Genomic DNA, 20,069 nt, shown 5'->3' with positions numbered 1-20,069 from the left:
GGCGGCCTGGTACCACGACTTCAGCGCCGAACGGGGTAGCAGCCAGTACGGCGATGAAATTGATGTCTCCTACGCCCACCCGATTCCCGGCGTGAAGGGCCTGGTCGGCCTGATCAAGTACGCCGCCTACGATGCCGATGAGTTCTCCGTGGATACCGACAAGTTCTGGGCGCAACTGCAATATAGCTACTGACGGCCAGGCCCCGCTGTGCAGACGGTGTGAAAACTACTGCGCTCGGTTATTCGGCGTTAAAAACAGGCTCGGAAAGCTCATTTACAGCCGTAAACTCCGCTTCCTTGCCTGTTTTTGCCTTGCCTAACCTTCGCTCGCTACGTTTTCACACAGCCTGCATGCGGGGCCTTTCCTGCTGCGCCCGCGACGGTCTCCGGTGCGGGCCCCAAGGAGACTTCCCCATGCTCAAACCCATTATTGCCGGCCTGCTGTTCGGTCTCGTCCTGCTCAGCCCGCCGAGCCGGGCGGCGATCAACGCCGCCGAAGCGATGAACCTGTCCGGCATGCAGCGCATGCTCAGCCAGCGTATCGCCAAGACTTACCTGATGATCGGCGCCGAGGTGCGCCCGGACCTGGCCGAACGGCAGCTCGACCAGAGCATCGCCAAATTCGAGAGCAACTACCTGGCCCTCGGCGAATACGCGCCCACCGCGCAGATTCGCAGCGCCCTGGAGGACGCCGGAAAGACCTGGCAGCGCTACCGCGAACTGGCGCTGTCACACCCGGACAAACAGCAGGCGCTGGTGATCCTGGAACTCAGCGACCAACTGCTGGCGCAGAGCGAGCAGGTGGTGCAACTGCTCGAGCGCCACAGCGGCGGGCAAAGCGCCCGCCTGGTCAACCGCAGCGGCCGCCAGCGCATGCTCAGCCAGCGTATCGCCAAACTCTACCTGGCCATGAGCTGGCGCCTGCCGGTCGCCGGCCTGGAGCAGTCGTTCAATCAAGCAGTCGAGGAATTCGACCAGGCCCTGCAGGAACTGCAGCAAGCCAGACAGAACACCCCGGCCATCGCCAAGGGCCTGCAGCGGGCCGAGGCGCAATGGCGCTTCACCCGCGCCGGTTTCAATCTGTCCAGCGACTCGCGCTTTGTGCCGACGGTGATCGCCACCACCAGCGAAACCCTGCTGTGGCAAATGAATGAGCTGACCAGCCAGTATGAAGGGGTGATGCTGGCGGGGTCCTGAGGCGCTTGGCGGCATCTCTTGAGGAAAGGCAAGGATGGCTACAACCCTGTAGCTCCCAGGTTCACCCACAGGGCCTGCGGGCTGGTGGGTGGCGCTGTATCCATCCACCCGGCCCAGCCCCTGCGGCTCTTTGTCCTCTATGGATTGGGCGACAGCGCCCCTCAGCCCTCGCTGCGTACCCGCTGCACGGCATCCAGCCAGCCGTGGTACAGCTTGCTGCGGTGCTCCGGGTCCATCCGTGGGTCGAAGCGCTGCTGGCGCTGCCAATGCCCGGCGATCTCGTCGAGGTCGCGGTAGACGCCCGCCTTGAGTCCGGCCAGATAGGCCACGCCAAGGGCAGTGGTTTCGGTGACTTCGGGCCGCTCGACCGGCACCCCGAGAATGTCGGCGAGAAACTGCATGACCCAGTTGTTCTCCACCATACCGCCATCCACCCGCAGTGCGCTGGGCTCGGCGGCGCCGTCCTGGCGCATGGCCTCGAGCAGGTCGCGGGTCTGGTAGCAGACCGATTGCAGGCCGGCGGTGACGATCTCCTTGATCCCGGTATCGCGGGTCAGGCCGAAGATCGCGCCGCGCGCCTTGGGGTCCCAGTAAGGCGCGCCCAGGCCGGTAAACGCCGGCACCAGGTAGACCCCGCTGGCATCGCCGGTCTGTTCGGCCAGGGCCTCGCTGTCGCGCGCATGGCTGATCAGCTTGATGCCGTCACGCAGCCACTGCACCGCCGCGCCGGCGACGAAGATACTGCCCTCCACCGCGTAGGTGACCTTGCCATCCAGGCGGTAACCGACGGTGGTGAGCAAGCGGTTTTTCGAGGTCACTGGCGTGGCGCCGGTGTTCTGGATCATGAAACAGCCGGTGCCGTAGGTGCTCTTGACCATGCCCGGCTGGAAGCAGGCCTGACCGATCAGCGCGGCCTGCTGGTCGCCGGCCATGCCCAGTACCGGAATAGGCGCGCCGAGCAGGTCGGCCTCGAGGGTGCCGAAGTCGGCGGCGCAGTCCAGCACCTCGGGCAGCAGGCTGGCCGGAATCTCCAGCAGTTCAAGCATCTGCGCATCCCATTGCTGGGTGTGGATATTGAACAGCAGGGTGCGCGAGGCATTGGTCGCGTCGGTTTTGTGCGACTTGCCGCCGGTCAGGCGCCACAGCAGGAAGCTGTCCACCGTGCCGAAGCGCAGTTCGCCACGTTCGGCCCGCTCACGCGCGTCGGCCACGTTATTGAGGATCCAGCGCAGCTTGGTTCCGGAGAAATAGGGGTCGATCAGCAAGCCGGTATTGGCCGCCACTGCCGCCTCATGGCCGGCCGCCTTGAGTTCGGCGCAATAATCGGCGGTGCGCCGGTCTTGCCAGACGATGGCCGGATAGATAGGGATGCCGGTTATGGCGTCCCAAACCAGGGTGGTCTCACGCTGATTGGTGATGCCGATGGCGGCGATCTGGCTGGCCTCGAAGCCGCCCTGTTCGAGTGCCGCGCGGCACACCTGCAGGGTGCTCTGCCAGAGTTCCTCGCCGTCGTGCTCGACCCAGCCGTCCTGCGGAAAGTACTGCTTGAACTCCTGCTGCGCCCGCGCCACCGGCAGGCCCTGGGCATTGAAGACGATGGCGCGGCTGCTGGTAGTGCCTTGGTCGATGGCGAGCAGGTAATCGGACATGCGGATTCCTTGTTGTTAGGGTCGTTGCAATTGCGGCGCAATGCGTATCGCGCGGGGCGTGTCGGGCCAAGCCTGACAGCGCAAAGCGCCGGGGCGGCTCATGATCGGCCAATGGCGGCGAAACCGGCCTGGGTCAGTTGCGCCAGCACCTCGGCCGCCAATTCCACCTCCAGTCCGCGCCGCCCGGCGCTGACGAAGATGCTCGGATACTGCTGCGCCGATGCGTCGATAAAGGTACGCAGACGCTTCTTCTGCCCCAGCGGACTGATCCCGCCGAGCAGATAGCCGGTGGCGCGTTGCGCTGCAGCGGGGTCGGCCATGTCGGCCTTCTTCACCGCGGCGGCCTGGGCCAGGGCTTTCAGGTCGAGGCTGCCGGCCACCGGCACCACGGCCACCAGCAACTCGCCTTTTTCAGTGGCGGCGAGTAGGGTCTTGAACACCCGGGCCGGCTCGAGATTGAGCTTTTCCGCCGCCTCCAGGCCATAGGATGCGGCCTTGGGATCATGGCTGTAACTGTGCACCCGGTGCGCAGCCTGGGCTTTTTTCAGCAGGTCGATGGCAGGCGTCATGTTCGAATGTGAAAACAATCTGATGAAGTCTGCGTACCTTAGCCGAAAATTTGCCGAACGACAGCCTATAATGCCGTGCACAACAAGGATCGCCACCATGACCCTGGCACCGCGCCAACACGACATTCTCAACCTCGCCCGCGAACGCGGCTACGTCAGTATCGACGAACTGGCCCAGGCGTTTGCCGTCACCCCGCAGACCATCCGCCGCGACATCAATCAGCTGGCCGAACAGGGCCTACTGCGCCGCACCCATGGTGGCGCCGCCAGCGAAGCCTCGAGCACCCAGAACACCGCCTACGCCATGCGCGCCGGACAGATGCGCGAGGAAAAGCAGCGCATTGCCGAGGCCATCGCCGCGCACATCCCCGACCACGCCTCGGTGTTCATCAACATCGGCACCACCACCGAAGCGATTGCCCGCGAGCTGCTCAAACGCAAGGGCTTGAAGGTCATCACCAACAATCTGCACGTCGCCGCCCAGCTCAGCACCCGGGCGGATTTCGAGGTTCTGCTGGCAGGCGGCACGGTGCGCAGCGATGGCGGCGTGGTCGGCCAGTCGACGGTGGATTTCATCAAGCAATTCAGAGTCGACTTCGCCCTGGTCGGTATCAGCGGCATCGATGAGGACGGCAGCCTGCTCGACTTCGACTACCAAGAAGTGCGGGTTTCCCAGGCCATCATCGACAACGCGCGGCAAGTCTTTCTCGCCGCCGACTCTAGCAAGTTCGGCCGCAATGCCGTGGTCCGTCTGGGCTCGATCACCCTGGTCGACCGCGTATTCACCGACGCCGCGCCTTCTGCGGCGATCAGCCGCCTGCTGGCCGAGAACAAGGTGCACCTGGAGCTGGTCTGAGCAGCCCTGAAGACGCTCGCCGACTGCGCTCGACATGTTGACAGCCCCGAGCACGGCAACCCATCCCGAGACCCCTTAACGACCGCTTGGCCCGAAAGCGCGTAAGGGGCTGGCGTGGCCGGACATATTCGACTAGCATATTTTCGAAACTGAACATCAATAAGTTCACTTTCGACTTTACGGTGCTGCCATGCCTACGTTCCCCAACCACACTGCCCCTCTCGCCGAAGTCTATGATCTGGCGGTCGTGGGCGGCGGCATCAATGGCGTCGGCATCGCTGCCGATGCGGCCGGTCGCGGCCTGTCGGTGTTCCTTTGCGAAAAGGACGACCTGGCCGCACACACCTCCTCGGCCAGCAGCAAGCTGATCCACGGTGGCCTGCGCTACCTCGAACATTACGAATTCCGCCTGGTACGTGAAGCCTTGGCCGAACGCGAAGTGCTGCTGGCCAAGGCACCGCATATCGTCAAGCCGCTGCGATTCATCCTGCCGCACCGTCCGCACTTGCGCCCGGCCTGGATGATTCGCGCCGGCCTGTTCCTCTACGACCACCTGGGCAAGCGCGAGAAGCTGCCGGGCTCGCGCAGCCTGAGCTTCGGCGCGGGCAGCCCGCTGAAGGCCGAGATCACCCGCGGGTTCGAATATTCCGACTGCTGGGTCGACGACGCCCGTCTGGTGGTGCTCAACGCCATGGCCGCGCGCGAACAGGGCGCCCATGTGCACACCCGCACCCGTTGCACCAGCGCGCGGCGCAGCAAGGGCCTGTGGCATATCCACCTGGAACGCGCCGATGGCAGCCTGTTCTCGATTCGCGCCCGCGCCCTGGTCAACGCCGCCGGCCCCTGGGTGGCACGTTTTATCCGTGAGGATCTCAAGCAGGAGTCGCCCTATGGCATTCGCCTGATCCAGGGCAGCCATATCATCGTGCCGAAGCTGTTCGACGGTGACCAAGCCTACATCCTGCAAAACGAAGACCGCCGCATCGTCTTCGCCATCCCCTACCTCGACCGCTTCACCATGATTGGTACCACCGACCGCGAATACACCGGCGACCCGGCCAAGGTGGCGATCAGCGATGAGGAAACCGCGTACCTGCTGCAGGTGGTCAACGCCCACTTCAAACGGCAACTGAGCCGCGACGACATCCTGCACAGTTTCGCCGGGGTACGGCCACTGTGCGACGACGAATCCGACGAACCTTCCGCCGTCACCCGCGACTACACCCTGGCCCTGTCCGGCCAACCGGGCGAGGCGCCGTTGCTCTCGGTGTTCGGCGGCAAGCTGACCACCTATCGCAAACTGGCGGAGTCGGCGCTGGAGCAGTTGGCGCCGCACTTCCCGAAGATGAAGCCGCGCTGGACCGCCACCGCCCTGCTTCCCGGCGCGGAAAATCTGGAGAGCCAAAGTGCCATGGTCGAAGCCCTGTGCGCCGCCTACGGCTGGCTGCCGACCACGCTCGCCCGGCGCTGGGCCAGTTGCTATGGCAGCCGCAGCTGGCTGCTGCTCGACGGCGTGCATCAGCAGAGCGACCTCGGCGAACACCTGGGTGGCGGCCTGTATGCGCGCGAAGTGGATTACCTGTGCCAGTACGAATGGGCCATGCAACCAGCCGATATCCTCTGGCGGCGGACCAAGCTGGGCTTGTTCATGACGCCCTCACAACAGGCGCGCCTGACCCGCTACCTGTGCGTGCATGGGCCGCACAGCCCGGAAGATGCCCACGCCAACTGATTGCCTGCACTCCGCGGATTACAGTTCCCTTCGCCCCGCCGATCGCCCGAGACGCGGGGCTTTTTTTGCCGCTGATGAACGGGCGGACCGAGAGGCCGCGACGCGCGCAGTCCGCCGTGGCTGAGACAGGCTGGCATCGCGCGCGCCCAGTCCCGGGGAACAGATCGCCGGCTCAACCGTCCCTTGCCCAGCCCCGCACTACAACTGCGCCCAATGCCCATCCTGACGATGCGCGCGCAAATACGGCAACACCGCCGCCAGCAGCGGTTCCTTGAATGCCTCCTGGAACCGATGGGCCAGGCCGGGAATCAGCTTCAGCTCGCTGCCCTGGATATGCGCGGCCACATGCACGCCGTGCATCGCCGGCAACAGCGGATCGGCGGTGCCGTGCACCACCAGAGTCGGCACGCGCAGACGGTTGAGCAGCTCGACCCGACTGGGTTCGGCGAGGATCGCCAGCAACTGGCGCTCGACACCCTCCGGCTTGAAGGCACGGTCGTAGGCGATCTCGGCCTGTTGCAGGAGCGCCTGGCGATCGTCTCTGACCAATGGGCTGCCTAGGGCGGCGAGCAGATCCGCCTGCTGTTCGAGTGCCTGCTCGCGGCTTGGCGCCTCGCGCTCGGCGAGCAAGGCCAGCAAGGCCGGGCTAGGCGCCGGCAGGCCCTGGGCGCCGGAGCTGGTCATGATCAGGGTTAGGCTCTGCACCCGCTCGGGGGCCAGTTCGGCCAGGTGCTGGGCAATCATCCCGCCCATGCTGGCACCGAGCACATGGAAGCGGCGCACGCCGAGGGCATCCATCAGGCCGAGGGCATCGCCGGCCATGTCGCGCAGCCGGTACGGCGCCGACACCGACAGACCGACCCGATAGCGCAGCGCCTCGTAGACGAGATTGGCCGGCGGCGCCGCCTGAACCCAGGTGCTCAGGCCGGCATCGCGGTTATCGAAGCGGATCACCCGGAAGCCTTGCTCGCACAGGCGCGCGACCACCTCGTCCGGCCAGTGGATCAACTGCCCACCGAGACCCATGACCATCAGCAACGCCGGATCGCTGGCGCGGCCGATGCTTTGATAAGCCAGGCGCACCGCGCCCAGCTCGACCTTGAAGGTCGGCACCTGCACATCGCAGCGCTCGCTGGCCAAAACAGGCAAACCGCAAAGGAGTACGGCAAGAACAATTAACACACGCATGCAAACACCAGAACGCAGAACCCCATTGAGACGTGAGTTTGCTGACATTCAGGCAAGCGCGCTGCCACACAAGCATGACAATTTGATGAATTGTGCCGAGCGGTCGTAGGCGAAAAACAATCGACCCTGTTCGCCTAGGTTGGCCGACATTGGCTGTCGGTCAACCTGCTAACCCTCTAGCAGAAGCCCGCTCGTTCCAGAAATCAGCTGACCGACCGCAGTCAGACACACACCTTGCGCACCGGCTCCTTGCTGCGCTGCCGAGCCTGCCAGTGTTCGGCCAGACCGACCTCCACATCCGCAGCCGGTAGCATGCCGCGCCCGCGCAGCAGATCGGACGCACGCTCGGCGAGCATGATGGTTGGCGCGTTGAGGTTGCCGTTGGGCTCGGTGGGGAACACCGAGGAGTCGATCACCCGCAGTCCCTCGAGGCCGCGCACGCGCAGCTCGGAGTCGACCACCGCCAGCTCGTCCTCGCCCATGCGGCAGCTACCGCAGGGATGGTAGGTACTCTCCAGGTTCTCGCGAACGAAGGCGTCGATCTCCGCGTCGCTCTGCACGGATGGTCCCGGCGCGATCTCGCCGTCGCGGAAGGCGTCCATCGCCGGCTGGCCGATGATCTCGCGGGTCAGGCGCACGCAGCGGCGGAAGCCCTCGCGGTCTTCCTCGCGCTGCAGGTAGTTGAACTGGATGCGCGGATGCTCGTAGGGGTCGGCCGAACGAAGCCGAACATGACCGCGACTCTTGGGTTTGTTCGGCCCGGTAAGCACCATGAAGCCGTGGCCTTTGATCGGCTTCTTGCCGTCGTAGCGCATCGCCGCCGGGAGGAAGTGGAACTGAATATCCGGCCAGCGCAGCCCCTCCTCGGAACGGATGAAGCCGCCAGCCTCGAAATGGTTGGTGGCGCCCAGGCCGTCCTTGAACAGCAGCCAGCGCAGGCCGATCAGCAGCTTGCTCAGTGGGTCCATCTTGCTGTTGAGGGTCAGCGGTTGCTTGCAGCCGAACTGGATGTACACCTCCGCGTGATCCTGCAGGTTTTCCCCAACCCCAGGCAGTTCGTGCTGCAGCGCCACCCCGGCCTGATTCAGTACCGCCGCCGGACCGATGCCCGAGCGCTGCAGCAAATGCGGCGAGCCGATCGGCCCGCCTGCCAGGAGGATCTCGCGATTACAGAAAACCTGCTGGGTGCGCCCGCCGTGGTCGTATTCGATTCCCACCGCGCGTTTGCCGTCGAGGATGATCCGCCGGGTCATGGCCTGGGTCACCACCGTCAAATTAGCCCGGCCCATGGCCGGACGCAGGTAGGCGTTGGCGGTGGAGCAGCGCACCCCGTCCTTGATGGTCATGTGCATGGCGCCGAAACCTTCCTGCATGTAGCCGTTGCAGTCGGCGGTCTTGATGTAGCCGGCCTCCGCACCGGCCTCGACCCAGGCGCCGTACAAAGGATTGCGCATGTGGTTGCCGTTGTTGGTGTGCAACGGCCCGCTATCACCGCGGTAGGCATCGCCGCCGGCCTCGTAGTGCTCGGCGCGGCGGAAGTACGGCAGGCAGTGGCGATAGCCCCAGCCGCGCGCGCCAAGCTCTTCCCACTCGTCGAAGTCATAGGCGTGGCCACGGATATACACCAGGCCATTGATCGACGAGGAGCCGCCGAGCACCTTGCCCCGCGGGCAATGCACACGCCGACCGTCGAGACCGGGCTCCGGCTCGGTCTCATAACGCCAGTTGTACTTCTTGGTGTTCATCGGGATGGAGAAAGCGCTGGGCATCTGGATCAGTACGCTGCGGTCGCTGCCGCCGAATTCCAGGACCAGCACCGAGGTGTCGGAGTCCTCGCTCAGGCGGTTGGCCAACACGCAGCCGGCCGAGCCGGCACCGATGATGATGTAGTCGTATCGCTTAGTCATTGCTCAAGCCCTCTGCATTGAGATCCAGGGAAGTGGGCTTGGCACTGCCGCGCGGCGCGTAGGCGCCCCAACCCAGTCGAGTGGCGAATACACGGGTCAGCAGGTAGTGGGCGAGACCGGCGATCACACAGCCCGGCAGCGAAGCGGAGATGAAGGTGAACAGCGTGGTGTGGTCCAGCGTCTGCGGATTCCACAGCGCCACATAGACAACGAAGCCAACTACCAGTGCCAGCAGTGCGATCGGATTGAAGCCTTTCCAGTAGTGGTACGGCGATTGCTGCTCAGGCGCGTACAGATGGCGCAGGTTCATCCGTTGCTTACGCAGGAAGAAGTACTCGGCGATGCCGATCCCGGCGAGCGCGCTATTCAGCGCCGAAGTCCACACCAGGAAGATGAAGAAGCCGTCGTAGATGCCGGGGGCGACCATGACGATGATCAGCGGTATCACACAGAACAACGCCACCAGCAGTTCCCACTTCACCGCCTGCAACTGTTTACCGACGACCTGGCGCAGGCCGACGATCGAGGTGTAGAGAATGTTGATCATGCTGGTGACGTTGGCGAAGGCGACGAAACCGAGGGCGATGACACCGAATACCAGGCCACCGATATGGGTCATCCAGATGGTTGGATCACTGTCGCCCAACGCGGCGGCTGCCGTCATGCCGACCACCTCGCCCAACACCGCGGCGCCGAAGATGCCGATGAGGTTCGGCCAGAACGCAGTGCGCTGGTTCTTGGTCAGGCGCGCCAGGTTGCCAACGTAGGGCCACCAGGAGAAGCCCGCTGCCATGTTGATCTCCACCGCGATCATGAAGTTGACCCGCTTGTCGGCGAAGGGCGCGTCCAGGGCCGGCAGGGCCAGCAGTTCGGCGAAGCTACGCTCGCTGAGGATCAGGTAGAGCATCGCGCCCATGATCAGCACCAGCGCTGGCGCGACCAGGGTGTTGAACCACTTGATCGAGGTGGGCCCCCTGGCGACCACGAAACCGGTCAGGAGGATGGCGAAGAGGCTCGCGACCATCACCAGCGTCCCAGTCGGCTGCGCTTCATGCTCGTTCAGCAGGCCGGTCAGGCCGTCGATCGAGCGACCGAACATCAGCCCCAACACCGCCAGCCAGCCCATGGTCAGGCCCACCACCGCCAGCAAATAGACCAGGCGGCTGCCGTTGCTGCCAAACATGCTGCGCAGGAAGGTGAACTGCTCGGTGCCGTATTTGCCGCAGGGTACGCAGGTGGAGAAGCTCGCCAGCACTACGCCGATGATGTTACCGATGACGATGGCGGCGATGCCTTCGGTGACGCCGACGAACAGCGCGGTGGCGCCGCCGATGAGGAAGGCCCAGGTGGCGATGGCCAGGGCCGAGTTGGCGTAAGTGAACTCCCAGAAGCCCCACATGCGCTCGTTGGGCAGCAAGGGGGTATCACCGCGTTCAGCCTCTTGGCTGAGATCAACCTTATCTGACATGGTCATAAATCAGTACCCCCAGAGGTAGAAGCCGGTCACCAGCACCAGCGTCATCAGGGTGATTGCGATGTAGTCGACGGCGCTCAAGGCCCCCGGCCAGTGGTTGGCTTGCTCCATCTCCTCATAGACGCGGATGCGTCGTTCCAGGTCTTGCGCACGTACGCTTTCGGCTTGACTGTTCATCTGGACATAACCTCGTATGGCTCTTGTTATTGGCTACCCGATGCGTCCCGGCATGACGCTTGGCGTCATGCCGGTGGTCTGATCCTTTCGTTAGTTCATGGCAAGGTGATCCACACCGCCTTGGTCTCCAGCAGGTGTTCGAGTTGCTCGGCGCCCAGGTCCTTGCCGAAGCCGGACTGTTTGTAGCCGCCGAATGGCATGGCCGGATCGATGGTGCTGTGGGCGTTGACGTACACCGAGCCGGCACGCAGCCGCGGGATCAGCCCATGCACGCGGCCAAGATCGTTGGAGTAAAGCGCCGCAGCCAAGCCATACAGCGAGTCATTGGCCAGGCGTAGCGCCTCCTCGTCGTCGTCGAACGGCGCGGTGACCAGCACCGGGCCGAAGATCTCCTCCTGGACGATGCGCATGTCGTTGCGACAATGAGCGAAGATGGTCGGCTGCACAAAGTAACCGGGGCCTTCGACAGGCTCGCCGCCGTACACCAGCTCAGCGCCCTCGCGCTTGCCGGTTTCGATGTAGTCCAGCACCCGCGCTTGCTGCTGCGGGGATACCAGCGGACCGATAAAGCAGTCGGGGTCCAGGCCCGGAGCCAACTTCAGGCTGCGGGTGTAGGCAATCAGCTCGGCTAGGAACTGCTCATAGATGCTGCGATGAATATAGGCGCGAGTGCCGGCGTCGCAGACCTGCCCGGAGTTGAAGAACACCCCGTTGGCCACCGCCTGGGCAGCGGCCGGGATGTCGGCATCGTCCAGCACGATGACCGGCGATTTGCCGCCCAACTCCAGGGTCAGGCGCTTCATCTGGTCCAGGGCCGCCTTGCCCACGGTGCAACCAACCGGGGTCGAACCAGTGAAACTGAGCTTGTCGATACCCGGATGGCTGGCCATGGCCGCGCCGACCACGCTACCGCGCCCGCTGACGATGTTGACCACGCCGTCGGGGATGCCAGCCTGCTGCACCAGCTCGGCGAAACGTAGTGCCGACAGCGAGGTCAGCTCGGCCGGTTTGACCACCACGGTGCAGCCAACCGCCAGGGCCGCGCCGAGCTTCCAGGCCATGGTCTGCAGCGGGAAGTTCCACGGCACGATGACCCCGACCACGCCTACCGGCTCCTTGCGCGTATAGGCCAGGTAGTTGCCCGGCAGCGACGGCTCGACGGTACGCCCGTGAATCTTGCTGGCCCAGCCGGCGAAGTAGCGGAAAGTGTCGATGGTGCCCTGGATGTCCACATCGCGCGCCTGGGCCACCGACTTGCCCACGTCGATAGATTCGATCTCGGCCAGTTCGGCGGCATTGGTTTCAATCAGGTCGGCCAGACGATGCAGTAAGCGCTCACGCTCCAGCGGCTTGAGCAGGCGCCAGGCGCCGCCGTCGAACTGCGTGCGGGCGGCCGCCACGGCGCGATCCAGATCCGCCGTTGTGCCCATGGGAATGCGGGTGAGCGAGCCTTCGGTCGAGGGCTCGATGACCTCGGCGCTCTGACCGTCGCTGGCCTCGACCCAGGCGCCGCCGATGAACATCTTCTGCGCCTTGGCCAGAAACGCCTGGGTGGCTTCGGAGATACCGAACTGCTGCAGGTACTGTTTAACGATGCTGTCCATGGTTATGCCTCCTGAGTGGCGCGGGCCTGGGCGCGCTCGTGAAAGATGAAGCCGATACTGTTGAGCAGCAGTTGCGCAGCGAGGATCGAGGTCATCCCGCTGGGGTCATATACCGGCGCCACCTCGACCAGGTCCATGCCGACGATATTGCCCTGGCTGCGCTTGGCCAGTGCCTGGATAATTTCCAGCACTTCGTAGTAGAGGAAACCGCCGTGACTCGGGGTGCCGGTACCTGGCGCGATGGACGGGTCGAAGCCGTCGATGTCGATGGTGATGTAGTAGGGCACGCCGCTGGGAATCAGCTCCAGCACGCCTTGCGCGCCGAGGCGGCGCACATCGCGGACCGACAAGATATGCGAGCCGGCACCGCGCGCCGCGTCGTAGTCGGCGCGGTTGGAGGAGGACACGTTGCGGATACCCATCTGGGTCATGCCGACGATATGGTTCATCTCCGAAGCGCGGCGCAGCGGGTTGCCGTGGCCATAGCGCACGCCATGGCGCTCGTCGACGAAGTCCAGGTGCGCATCGAAGTGAATGATATGGATAGGCCCGCGCCCCTCGAAGGCCTTGATCACCGGCGCGTGCACCGAGTGATCGCCACCCAGCACCACCGGCATGGCGCCTGCCTCGAGGATCTTGCGCACGGCGTACTCGGTGTTGGCGTTGCTCGTGACCATATCGGTATGCACGATGTCGGCGTCACCGACGTCGACCATGCGCACGTCTTCCGCGGTCAGGTACATCACGTCGTCCTCGTGGTCGTAAGCACCGGCGTGACCGAAGGAAAACAGCGTGGAGGCCTCGCGAATGCCACGCGGTCCGAAGCGTGCGCCGGAACGCCATTGGGTGCCCATGTCATTGGGCGCGCCGAGAATCGCCACATCGGCATTCAACGCATCCCAGTCGGTGCACACCGGGGATTTGGCGAAGGTGCAATGACCGACGAATGGCAAGTTCAAGCGGCCGGACTCGTAACTATTGTTCGACATCTTCAGGCATCTCCACTCTTGTTGTTTTGACAATGGGCAAACCTTGTCAGCGTTCGCCGTTGCAATGACTATGGGCGCAGTTTTAGGTGGAAAAAATACTGCACATCAGATACTCATATCGTCGATTCCGATGTATCTCGAAGGAAGGAGACTTGAGTGATTCAACTGCACGATGTCGACCTGAAACTGCTCAGGGTCTTCGCCACCATCGTCAAATGCGGAGGGTTTTCCGCTGCCCAGGCGGCGCTGAATGCCGGTCAGTCGACCATCAGCGAGCAGATGGCCCATCTGGAGACCCGGCTCGGGGTCAAGCTGTGCCAACGCGGGCGCAGTGGCTTCCAGCTGACCGAACAAGGTGTGGCAATCCATGAGGCGTCCCTGCGTCTGCTCTCGGCAGTCGAGAACTTCTGCGCGGATGCCGACGTGCTCAAACAGCACATCAGCGGCCAGCTCAACCTGGGCATCATCGACAGCACCATTACCGACCCCGATTCGCCGATACCACGCGCCACTCAGCGGTTCGTCTCCAGGGGCCACGACGTCCACCTCAACGTCTATGTCGGCGCTCCCGCGGAGCTGGAAGAACGCGTACTCGATGGCCGCCTGCATCTGGCTGCCGGCCATTTCCCCATCCACGTGCCCGGCCTGTCCTACTCGGCGCTGTACCAGGAAGCCCTGGCGCTGTATTGCGGTCGCCGCCATCCGCTCTACGGCAGCCAGGCCAAGGGGGCCGAACTGCTCAAGGAAGTTGGCGCGAGCCGCATAGTCGCCAGGGGTTACATGCAGCAATACGACCTGGAACAGCTGGGGGTGAGCAAGGCGGCGGCGACGGTGGACAACATCGAGGCGCTGGCCATCCTGATCATCTCCGGGGCTTACCTGGGCTTCCTGCCCATGCATTTCGCCGCACCCTGGGTCAAGAACGGCGAAATGCGCCAACTGGCAGCGCCGCAACTGCAGTTGATGTCGCCATTCGACCGGATCAGCCGGCGCGGAGTGGCCCCGCCGCCGATTCTCCAGGCCTTCCTCGAAGACCTCGCCGCCTGTTCGCGCACCGGCACCCACCCCTGAGCGGCGCACCAGCGTCCTGGCGCCGGACGGCGGGCAATGTGGCCTGGTCCATATAGGCCGAAGGCGACCCTAGGGTCGCCTTCGGCTGCTCGCCCGGTGCCTCTCAGGCCAGCTCGCCGCGCAACTGACGCGCGGCGGCGACCATATTCACCAGCGCCGCTTCAGTTTCAGCCCAGGCGCGGGTTTTCAGGCCGCAGTCCGGGTTGACCCACAGACGTTCGGCGGGGATGCGTTGCACCGCCTTGCGCAGCAGCTTGACCATCTCACTGCTGTCCGGTACCCGCGGCGAGTGGATGTCGTAGACCCCCGGGCCGATGTCGTTGGGGTAATCGAAGGCCTCGAAGGCCTGCAGCAACTGCATGTCCGAGCGCGAGGTCTCGATGGTGATGACGTCGGCGTCCATCGCGGCGATGGACTCGATCACGTCGTTGAACTCGCTGTAGCACATGTGGGTGTGGATCTGCGTTGCGTCGCGCACGCCCGAGGCGCACAGGCGGAAGGCCTCGGTCGCCCAGTCCAGGTAGCCCTGCCAGTGCGCCTGGCGCAACGGCAGGCCTTCGCGGAACGCCGCCTCGTCGATCTGAATGATCTTGATCCCGGCGGCTTCAAGGTCCTGTACCTCGTCGCGGATCGCCAGCGCCAGCTGCCGCGCCTGCTGCTCGCGGCCAATGTCCTCACGCGGGAACGACCACATCAGCATGGTTACCGGGCCGGTGAGCATGCCTTTCATCACCTTGCTGGTGAGCGTCTGGGCGTAGCGGCTCCACTCCACCGTCATCGCTCGCGGCCGACTCAGGTCGCCATAGATCACTGCCGGTTTGACGCAGCGCGAGCCGTAGCTCTGCACCCAGCCGAAGCGGGTGAAGGCATAGCCGTCGAGCTGCTCGGCGAAGTATTCGACCATGTCATTGCGCTCGGCCTCGCCGTGCACCAGCACGTCCAGCCCGAGGTTTTCCTGCACGGCAACGGCGTGGCGGATTTCGCCGTGCATGGCCTCGGTGTAATCGGCCGGTGCCAGCTTGCCCTGCTTGAACGCCTGGCGCGCCAGGCGGATCGCCGGTGTCTGCGGGAAGGAGCCGATGGTGGTGGTCGGCAGTACCGGCAGTTGCAAGCGTGCGCGCTGCTGTTCGATGCGCGCGGCGAACGGCGAAAGGCGCTGGCTGTCGGCCGCCGTGATGGCGGCCAGACGTGCCTGCACCGCCGGTTTGTGAATACGCGGCGAGCTGGCGCGACTGGCCTGCACAGTCTCGCTCTGCGCCAACGTAGCCTGCACCTCGGCGCTCTGCGGGTCATTCAGGGCGCGGGTCAGCAGGGCGACTTCCTCGCACTTCTGCACGGCAAAGGCCAGCCAGCTTTTCAGCTCGGCGTCCAGGTGGTCTTCACGGCTCAGGTCCACCGGGCTGTGCAACAGCGAGCAGCTTGGAGCCACCCACAGGCGCTGACCCAGACGTTCTTGGGCCTGCTGCAGGATGGCCAGGGTCTGCTGCAGATCGTTGCGCCAGACGTTGCGGCCGTTGACCACGCCCAGCGACAGCACCTTGTAGGCCGGCAGGCGATCGAGAATGCTCGGGAACTGCTCGGGGGCACGCACCAGGTCGATATGCAGACCGTCGACCGGCAGGTTGGCGGCCAGGCCGAGGTTGTCTTCCAGGCCGGCAAAATAGGTGGCAATCAGCTTCTTGCCCGGCTCGCGCTGCAGCAAGTTGTAGGCCCGTTCGAAGGCGTTCTTCCAGTCTTGCGGCAAGTCCAGCACCAAAATTGGTTCGTCGATCTGCACCCACTCCACGCCCTGGGCCGCCAAGCGCTGCAGGATTTCACCGTAGACCGGCAGCAGACGCTCAAGCAGGTCAAGACGATCAAACTCGCCGCCCTTGACCTTGCCCAGCCACAGGTAGGTCAGCGGGCCGATCAGCACCGGCTTGACGCTGTGCCCGAGGGCATGTGCCTCGGCGACTTCCTCGAACAGCTGCTCCCAGCTCAGCTGGAACTGCTGGTCGGCACTGAATTCCGGGACTAGGTAGTGGTAGTTGGTATCGAACCATTTGGTCAGTTCCTGGGCATGGGCGCCGCCACCGCAGCAACCCTGGCTGGCCCCCCGCGCCATGGCGAACAGGGTATCCAGGCTCGGCTGGCCATTTGCCGGACGGAAGCGCTCGGGGATCACGCCGAAGGCCAGCGAATGGGCAAGGACCTGGTCGTACCAGGCGAAATCGCCGACCGGCAGCAACTCGATACCGGCATCTTTCTGCAGCTGCCAATGATCGGCGCGCAACTGGCGTCCGACCGCGCGCAGGCCGGCTTCGTCCAGCTCGCCCTGCCAGTGGGCCTCCAGGGCTTTCTTCAATTCACGGTCGCCGCCGATACGCGGAAAACCCAGGGAATGGGACAGGGCCATGGCAAAACTCTCCATACAAATGATGCTGAGTATTGTCTGCAGCCCGTCATCGTGAGGCAAACTCAACATTTTCGTCTTGAACTATAGTTTTACTCATGTAGGGTGACTGCATCCGCCCTACCCTTCCGCCGAGGCCCCCATGCTCGAATTGCGCCACCTGAAAACCCTGCACGCCCTGCGCGAAAGCGAAAGCCTGGTCGACGCCGCCGAGCGCCTGCACCTGACTCAGTCGGCGCTCTCGCACCAGTTCAAGGAGCTGGAGGAGCGTCTCGGCATGCCGCTGTTCGTGCGCAAGACCAAGCCGGTGCGCTTCACCAGTGCCGGGCTGCGTTTGCTGCAATTGACCGATGAGGTGCTGCCGCTACTGCGCGGCGCCGAGCGTGATCTGGCGCGCCTGGCCGGCGGCACTGCCGGACGCCTGCACATGGCCATCGAATGCCACAGCTGCTTCCAGTGGCTGATGCCGACCATCGACCAGTTCCGCGATGCCTGGCCGGAGGTGGAGCTGGACCTGGCCTCGGGCTTCTCCTTCGCCCCGCTACCGGCCCTGGCCCGTGGCGACCTCGACCTGGTGGTGACCAGCGACCCGCTGGAGCTGGCCGGGATCACCTATGTGCCGCTGTTCACCTACGAGGCCATGCTCGCCGTGGCCAACCAGCACCCTCTGGCTGCCAAGCCCTACATAGTCCCCGATGACCTGGCCAGCGAGACCCTGATCACCTACCCGGTGGAGCGCGACCGCCTGGACATCTTCACCCGCTTCCTCGAACCGGCCGACGTCGAGCCGGCCCAGGTGCGCACCTCGGAACTGACGGTGATGATGATGCAACTGGTGGCCAGCGGCCGCGGCGTCTGCGGCCTGCCCAACTGGGCGCTGCACGAATACAGCTCGCGCGGCTACGTGACGGCCAAGCGCCTGGGCGACAAGGGCCTGTTCGCCACCCTCTACGCCGGGATCCGCACCGACATGCTCGATTCGCCCTTTATGCGCGACTTCCTGCTCACTGCCAAGGACACCTCCTTCGCCAATCTGGAAGGGGTCAGCGTGGCACGCTGACGTACGCCGACTGTCGCGCAGCAAGCCCGACAGCCGCAAACCGGCCAGGTGCACCGCGCCGCCGCAGCAACGTGCGCGGCCTCCTCACTGCACCTGGCACACCCTTCGCCAGGCATCCGGCCCCTCGCCCGCTGGCCCGCGCGTACCGTCGCCCCCAGGGTTCCCTCCCCACGCGCATGATCTGGATCAATAGCGCCTGGCTATCCCTGAGCTTTAATCACAACAGTAGCGTAAACGTGGCCAGGATCTGGGAGCGCGGAGCGAGTTGCAGGTACTCAATGGCTTGGGCGAGCAAGGCCGGCCAGTCGACCCGCGTGGGCATCCCCGCTGGATCCGAGAATGCCAGGTCGGCCCCGCTGACCTGTCCGGCCAGTGAATGCTCTGGATTAACAGGGCAAGACCGCGCGCAACGTGCTGCGCAAAATGCAACTGATCGGCGTGAACGACAGTTCGCTGGCGCTGTTCGCCAATTCCCTGCTGCTCGACTGACCGCTTTGAGCAGCATCCGCGAGACTTATTGAAACCGAACCGGAGCACCACCATGAATACTCGTACCTACAAGACCCTGACCGCCATCGCCCTGACCAGCGCATTGCTGACCAGCCCGGCCTTTGCCAAGGACGCAAGCCACTCCGAGATGCTGGCACACAATGAGCAGGACATGCCCATGGGCCAGGGCATGGGTATGGGTATGGGCCAGGGCCAAGGAATGGGGCAAGGCATGGGCATGATGGACTGGTCGCAGATGCAGGAGATGATGCGGCAACTGCACAACACCAATGATCCCCAGCAGCGGCAGAAGATCCGCAGCGAACACCGCCAGGCCCTGCGCTCGCAGATGGGCATGATGAACCAGCGCATGCAGCAGAGCCAATGCCCGCTGGCCAAGGATGCGCCCATGCAGCAGCAGTGCCTGCGGGACATGCATCAGAATATGCAGAACATGATGCAGATGATGGAGCAGATGCTGGAAAGCCAGTCCGTGCCGAACGGCCAATAAGCCTGGTATTGCGCCCAAGGCCGCGATGCTCTCGCGGCCTTGGGCGTTACGCTTTTCGCAGCCTGGATAAGCGCAGCGCAATCCGGGATTGCCACCCTCCCGGATTGCGCCAGGGTTTATCCAGGCTCCGGGATTGCGGACAGGCGCAGGGCGGGTGCAACCTGCCGGGCCTCGCTCTGCTCTCTGCCTTGGCGGGTTTCACTCGGCCTACAGGCAGCAGGCAAGCGTTTTCTCACAAGCTCTCACTCCAGCGGCTGGCCGGCCTTGGCGATCGCGCGCCAGGTCGTGCCGGCATCCTTTGACAGATAGACGTCACGCTTGAAGGTCGCCATCGCCCATTCCGTTGGCTGCGCCGGGTTCTGTGCAAGATAGGCGACGGCATCCTCGTCCAGCTCGGGCACGCCGAGCGCGGTGACTTCGCGAGTCCGCAGATCCAGTCTGGATAGCTTGGCCGCGTCGCCGTAACTGCCGAACCATAGGCTGCTGCCGTCGAGGCTGAAAGTGGCGCTCACAACCTGTTCGCCTTCGATGACCACCCTGAAGCGTTGACCCGCATCGCGCGACAGGTACAGGCCGGCGCCGGTCGCCACCGCGACCACCCGGCTGTCGCTCGGATGCACCGCCAGTGCGGTCGGCGCATCGCCAATACCCTGGGCGGTTGCGCGCTGCCAATTGGTGCCATCGTTGCGGCTGTAATACAAGCCTGGGGTGCTCATCCGCGAATTCGGCCGAGTGTTGTAGACATAGAGGGTGGCGCTATCGAAACCGCTAGCCATCAGGTGAAAATCCGACTCGCCCTGTAGGCTCAGTGGCTGCCACGTGCGCCCTCCATCGCTGCTCTTGATCACGCCGAACGGATTGACCAGATCGCTGCCAGGTTCCGGGTGACCACTGCTGTAGATCGCCCGACGTGTCGCGGCAAACCCCATGTAGTCGTGCTGCGGCCCAGAAGCCTTGCTCCAGCCTTTCTCGCTGTAGAGGGCCAAGCCATGGTGGCTGGGGATCATCAGGCGCTGGCCGTCTTCACTGTAGGCCAGGCCGTGCACATGCGTCAGGCTGACTGCGGGGTCGCCGCAGGCGGCGAGGCTGGCGAGGGCGGCCAGCAGCCCGAGTCTGGCTGCGCCGCGTAGTAGGGGTGTCAGGGGCATCATCGATTCTCCAAGTGAGGGGGCCATCTGTGCCAAGGCCTCTTTCAAAAAAGAGG

General features: G+C 64.4%; 16 protein-coding genes and 1 pseudogene. 7 read left to right on the top strand and 10 right to left on the bottom strand.

Annotated elements, in window-relative coordinates; all coding sequences use genetic code 11:
• Both LJY18_RS21700 and LJY18_RS21695 read left to right on the top strand, forming a co-directional pair.
• Window positions 1–193, top strand: a pseudogene (locus LJY18_RS21700) (alginate export family protein); the annotation flags it as partial.
• Between the two features lie 221 nt (window positions 194–414).
• Complete coding sequence (locus LJY18_RS21695) at window positions 415–1,197, top strand: type IV pili methyl-accepting chemotaxis transducer N-terminal domain-containing protein (protein ID WP_238044386.1); 783 nt, start codon at window positions 415–417, stop codon at window positions 1,195–1,197.
• A 161-nt stretch (window positions 1,198–1,358) separates the two neighbouring features.
• On the opposite strand, the gene glpK is transcribed toward LJY18_RS21695, so the two are convergent.
• Both glpK and ybaK read right to left on the bottom strand, forming a co-directional pair.
• Window positions 1,359–2,846 (bottom strand): glycerol kinase GlpK, encoded by a 1,488-nt coding sequence (glpK, locus tag LJY18_RS21690; protein ID WP_238044384.1) that lies wholly within the window; start codon window positions 2,844–2,846, stop codon window positions 1,359–1,361.
• Window positions 2,847–2,944: 98 nt separating this feature from the next.
• Window positions 2,945–3,415, bottom strand: coding sequence for a Cys-tRNA(Pro) deacylase (ybaK, locus tag LJY18_RS21685; protein ID WP_238044382.1), 471 nt, complete (start codon window positions 3,413–3,415; stop codon window positions 2,945–2,947).
• 97 nt (window positions 3,416–3,512) lie between these two features.
• Between ybaK and LJY18_RS21680 the strand changes: the two genes are divergently transcribed.
• Window positions 3,513–4,271, top strand: a complete 759-nt coding sequence (locus LJY18_RS21680) for a DeoR/GlpR family DNA-binding transcription regulator (protein ID WP_238044379.1) — start codon at window positions 3,513–3,515, stop codon at window positions 4,269–4,271.
• 190 nt (window positions 4,272–4,461) lie between these two features.
• The gene (gene glpD, locus LJY18_RS21675; RefSeq protein ID WP_238044377.1) at window positions 4,462–6,003 is read left to right on the top strand and encodes a glycerol-3-phosphate dehydrogenase; all 1,542 of its coding nucleotides are present in this window, start codon (window positions 4,462–4,464) and stop codon (window positions 6,001–6,003) included.
• 198 nt (window positions 6,004–6,201) lie between these two features.
• On the opposite strand, the gene LJY18_RS21670 is transcribed toward glpD, so the two are convergent.
• The 6 genes from LJY18_RS21670 to speB all read right to left on the bottom strand — a co-directional run bounded on the left by LJY18_RS21670 (window position 6,202) and on the right by speB (window position 13,342).
• On the bottom strand, window positions 6,202–7,191 hold the full coding sequence (locus LJY18_RS21670) for an alpha/beta fold hydrolase (RefSeq protein WP_238044375.1): 990 nt from the start codon (window positions 7,189–7,191) through the stop codon (window positions 6,202–6,204).
• Between the two features lie 221 nt (window positions 7,192–7,412).
• Window positions 7,413–9,098 carry a choline dehydrogenase gene (gene betA / locus LJY18_RS21665; RefSeq protein WP_238044373.1) on the bottom strand — a complete coding sequence of 562 codons (1,686 nt, stop codon included), beginning with the start codon at window positions 9,096–9,098 and terminating at the stop codon, window positions 7,413–7,415.
• Complete coding sequence (locus tag LJY18_RS21660) at window positions 9,091–10,572, bottom strand: purine-cytosine permease family protein (RefSeq protein WP_238044371.1); 1,482 nt, start codon at window positions 10,570–10,572, stop codon at window positions 9,091–9,093. The genes betA and LJY18_RS21660 overlap by 8 nt, the downstream gene beginning before the upstream one ends.
• 3 nt (window positions 10,573–10,575) lie before the next feature.
• Window positions 10,576–10,749, bottom strand: a complete 174-nt coding sequence (locus LJY18_RS21655; RefSeq protein ID WP_238044369.1) for a hypothetical protein — start codon at window positions 10,747–10,749, stop codon at window positions 10,576–10,578.
• A gap of 95 nt (window positions 10,750–10,844) precedes the next feature.
• Complete coding sequence (locus tag LJY18_RS21650) at window positions 10,845–12,353, bottom strand: aldehyde dehydrogenase family protein (RefSeq protein WP_238044367.1); 1,509 nt, start codon at window positions 12,351–12,353, stop codon at window positions 10,845–10,847.
• Window positions 12,354–12,355: 2 nt separating this feature from the next.
• Window positions 12,356–13,342: an agmatinase gene (speB, locus tag LJY18_RS21645; protein ID WP_238044366.1), complete on the bottom strand. Its 987-nt coding sequence runs from the start codon at window positions 13,340–13,342 to the stop codon at window positions 12,356–12,358.
• 156 nt (window positions 13,343–13,498) lie between these two features.
• Here speB and LJY18_RS21640 point away from each other — a divergent pair, with 156 nt between their 5' ends.
• Window positions 13,499–14,413 carry a LysR family transcriptional regulator gene (locus LJY18_RS21640; protein ID WP_238044365.1) on the top strand — a complete coding sequence of 305 codons (915 nt, stop codon included), beginning with the start codon at window positions 13,499–13,501 and terminating at the stop codon, window positions 14,411–14,413.
• 103 nt (window positions 14,414–14,516) lie between these two features.
• Here LJY18_RS21640 and metE read toward each other — a convergent pair whose 3' ends face one another.
• A complete protein-coding gene (gene metE / locus LJY18_RS21635; RefSeq protein WP_238044364.1) occupies window positions 14,517–16,808 on the bottom strand; it encodes a 5-methyltetrahydropteroyltriglutamate--homocysteine S-methyltransferase in 2,292 nt (763 codons plus the stop codon).
• Window positions 16,809–16,947: 139 nt separating this feature from the next.
• Between metE and metR the strand changes: the two genes are divergently transcribed.
• Both metR and LJY18_RS21625 read left to right on the top strand, forming a co-directional pair.
• Window positions 16,948–17,865, top strand: a complete 918-nt coding sequence (gene metR / locus LJY18_RS21630; protein WP_238044363.1) for a transcriptional regulator MetR — start codon at window positions 16,948–16,950, stop codon at window positions 17,863–17,865.
• A gap of 541 nt (window positions 17,866–18,406) precedes the next feature.
• Complete coding sequence (locus tag LJY18_RS21625) at window positions 18,407–18,865, top strand: hypothetical protein (protein ID WP_238044362.1); 459 nt, start codon at window positions 18,407–18,409, stop codon at window positions 18,863–18,865.
• 242 nt (window positions 18,866–19,107) lie between these two features.
• On the opposite strand, the gene LJY18_RS21620 is transcribed toward LJY18_RS21625, so the two are convergent.
• A complete protein-coding gene (locus LJY18_RS21620) occupies window positions 19,108–20,013 on the bottom strand; it encodes a F510_1955 family glycosylhydrolase (protein WP_238044361.1) in 906 nt (301 codons plus the stop codon).
• Window positions 20,014–20,069 lie beyond the last annotated feature (56 nt).

Origin of the sequence: Pseudomonas sp. MMS21 TM103, assembly GCF_022132145.1 — a bacterium.
Taxonomy (GTDB): domain Bacteria; phylum Pseudomonadota; class Gammaproteobacteria; order Pseudomonadales; family Pseudomonadaceae; genus Aquipseudomonas.
The sequence above is the reverse complement of the archived record's forward strand: the minus strand, read 5'-3'. Positions and strand labels throughout refer to the sequence as shown.

Excerpts from the sequence above, each read along its gene's own strand:
- LJY18_RS21620 (WP_238044361.1), bottom strand. The coding sequence starts at position 20,013 with ATGCCCCTGACACCCCTACTACGCGGCGCAGCCAGACTCGGGCTGCTG.
- LJY18_RS21650 (WP_238044367.1), bottom strand. The coding sequence starts at position 12,353 with ATGGACAGCATCGTTAAACAGTACCTGCAGCAGTTCGGTATCTCCGAA.
- ybaK (WP_238044382.1), bottom strand. The coding sequence starts at position 3,415 with ATGACGCCTGCCATCGACCTGCTGAAAAAAGCCCAGGCTGCGCACCGG.
- metR (WP_238044363.1), top strand. The coding sequence starts at position 16,948 with ATGCTCGAATTGCGCCACCTGAAAACCCTGCACGCCCTGCGCGAAAGC.
- LJY18_RS21655 (WP_238044369.1), bottom strand. The coding sequence starts at position 10,749 with ATGAACAGTCAAGCCGAAAGCGTACGTGCGCAAGACCTGGAACGACGC.
- betA (WP_238044373.1), bottom strand. The coding sequence starts at position 9,098 with ATGACTAAGCGATACGACTACATCATCATCGGTGCCGGCTCGGCCGGC.
- LJY18_RS21660 (WP_238044371.1), bottom strand. The coding sequence starts at position 10,572 with ATGACCATGTCAGATAAGGTTGATCTCAGCCAAGAGGCTGAACGCGGT.
- LJY18_RS21680 (WP_238044379.1), top strand. The coding sequence starts at position 3,513 with ATGACCCTGGCACCGCGCCAACACGACATTCTCAACCTCGCCCGCGAA.
- LJY18_RS21695 (WP_238044386.1), top strand. The coding sequence starts at position 415 with ATGCTCAAACCCATTATTGCCGGCCTGCTGTTCGGTCTCGTCCTGCTC.
- LJY18_RS21625 (WP_238044362.1), top strand. The coding sequence starts at position 18,407 with ATGAATACTCGTACCTACAAGACCCTGACCGCCATCGCCCTGACCAGC.
- LJY18_RS21670 (WP_238044375.1), bottom strand. The coding sequence starts at position 7,191 with ATGCGTGTGTTAATTGTTCTTGCCGTACTCCTTTGCGGTTTGCCTGTT.
- metE (WP_238044364.1), bottom strand. The coding sequence starts at position 16,808 with ATGGCCCTGTCCCATTCCCTGGGTTTTCCGCGTATCGGCGGCGACCGT.
- speB (WP_238044366.1), bottom strand. The coding sequence starts at position 13,342 with ATGTCGAACAATAGTTACGAGTCCGGCCGCTTGAACTTGCCATTCGTC.
- glpK (WP_238044384.1), bottom strand. The coding sequence starts at position 2,846 with ATGTCCGATTACCTGCTCGCCATCGACCAAGGCACTACCAGCAGCCGC.
- glpD (WP_238044377.1), top strand. The coding sequence starts at position 4,462 with ATGCCTACGTTCCCCAACCACACTGCCCCTCTCGCCGAAGTCTATGAT.